Genomic DNA, 1,605 nt, shown 5'->3' on the forward strand with positions numbered 1-1,605 from the left:
GGCGACGTTCTTGCCCTCGACGACCGAGTCCACGATGCCGAAGGTGGTCTTCGGGCTGTCGGACCAGTCGTGGCCCCAGTAGCTGTCAGCGGTGATCTCCTCGGAGGAGTACGAGTCCTGATCCACCTTCGCGCCCTCGGTGCCGAACTCGATGTCCCAGCCGCCGGGTGCGCGGACGTAGAAGGAGATCATCTTGTCGTTGGTGTGACGACCCAGGGTCGACGACACGGAGAATCCGTCCTTCATCACTCGGTCGAGAGCCTGGCCGACGGCGTCGAGGGTGTCCACCTCGACCATGATGTGAATCAGGCCGGGTGCGCCGCCGTGCGGTGCCGGGCACAGGGCCAAGCTGTGGTGACGCTCGTTGACGCCCATGAAACGGATTCGCAGCGGCCCGAATTCGGGCGGTGCCGGCAGACGGAACGCGCCGCGTGGGTAGAAGCCGAGCACCTCGGTGTAGAAGTCGAAGCTCGCAGCACTGTCCATCACCGGGAGTACGACGTGGCCGAGACCCTGTGAGCCGGTGACGAATCGAGCACCGAAGGGTGTCACCACGGGGCTGTGGTCGAGGATCGCTCCGTGGAAGACCTCGATGGCTGCTCCACCGGGATCGGTGAAGGCGATGACCTCTTCGACCCGTCGAGCATCTGCTTCGGCAAGCGAAAGCTGCTCGACCTCGGTGCCGTTCTTCTCGAGGGCCTCCTGAACGCGGCGCAGTGCGGCGTGGTCGGCGACCTCCCAACCGATGTTGACGATCTCGTCGCGCTCACCCTCGACGACGACGATGCGAGCAGCACGCTCGTCGAGTCGTAGGTAGAGGGCGTTCTCGTCCGGCCCACTGCCCTTGGCGAAGCCGAGAACATCGAAAGCGAAAGTGCGCCAACGTGCCATGTCGTTGGTCGAGATCTTGACGTAGCCAAGTCCCTTGATGTCGGTGTGTGTCATCGTGTTCTGTTCCTGTCGATTTCTCGTGTCGAAGTCTGATCAGATCATCGCCCGCAGCGGACCCTGCGGATCTGCGCCGAGACGGCTCAGTGAGGCGGCGTGGAATACGGTGCCCGGCACGTGAATTGCGTGGTGCTGCCCCGCGTGAGCGTCGCGCCAGAATCGCTGGAGCGGCTTGTCCATCCGTAGTGCGTTGCCACCGCAACGCGGGTAGACCTGATCGATTGCATTGATTGCGCGCCAGGCGGCCTGCACCTGAGTCTGACGTCCCTCGGCGCGCTGCTCGAAGGTCACTTCCTTACCGGCGTCCACCCGATCCCACATGCGGTCGACGTTGGCAAGCAGGGTGTCGCGGGCAGCCCGGATGTCGGCAGTTGCCTGACCGATGGCAAACAAGGTGTACGGGTCGTCCTTGACCGCCGTGCCCTGCGCGTTGATGCGATCGGCCTGGTACTCGTTGGCGTGGAAGAGCATTCCCTCGCAGATCCCGATCGTGGCGGCAGTGATGCCGAGGGGGAACATGTTCGACCACGGCATCAGGTACAGCGTCTCGGTGCGCCCGTACTTGCGCACTGCCGTGCCGTCGATGACCTCGTCGCAGTCCATGACGCGGTAATCGGGGACATACGCATCCTTGACTACGAGATCCTTGGAGCCGGT

At 63.8% G+C, this 1,605-nt stretch carries 2 protein-coding genes; both read right to left on the reverse strand.

Features of this window, described 5'->3' with window-relative positions:
* Positions 1 to 945: biphenyl-2,3-diol 1,2-dioxygenase (gene bphC, locus ABT116_RS44890; protein ID WP_351646776.1), on the reverse strand; the 945-nt coding region annotated here is incomplete at its 3' end.
* A gap of 39 nt (positions 946 to 984) precedes the next feature.
* Positions 985 to 1,605, reverse strand: a 621-nt coding sequence (locus ABT116_RS44895; protein WP_351646779.1) for an acyl-CoA dehydrogenase family protein, incomplete at its 5' end; no start/stop codon positions are given.

The organism is Streptomyces sp. NPDC002130 (assembly GCF_040296465.1).
Lineage (GTDB): Bacteria > Actinomycetota > Actinomycetes > Streptomycetales > Streptomycetaceae > Streptomyces.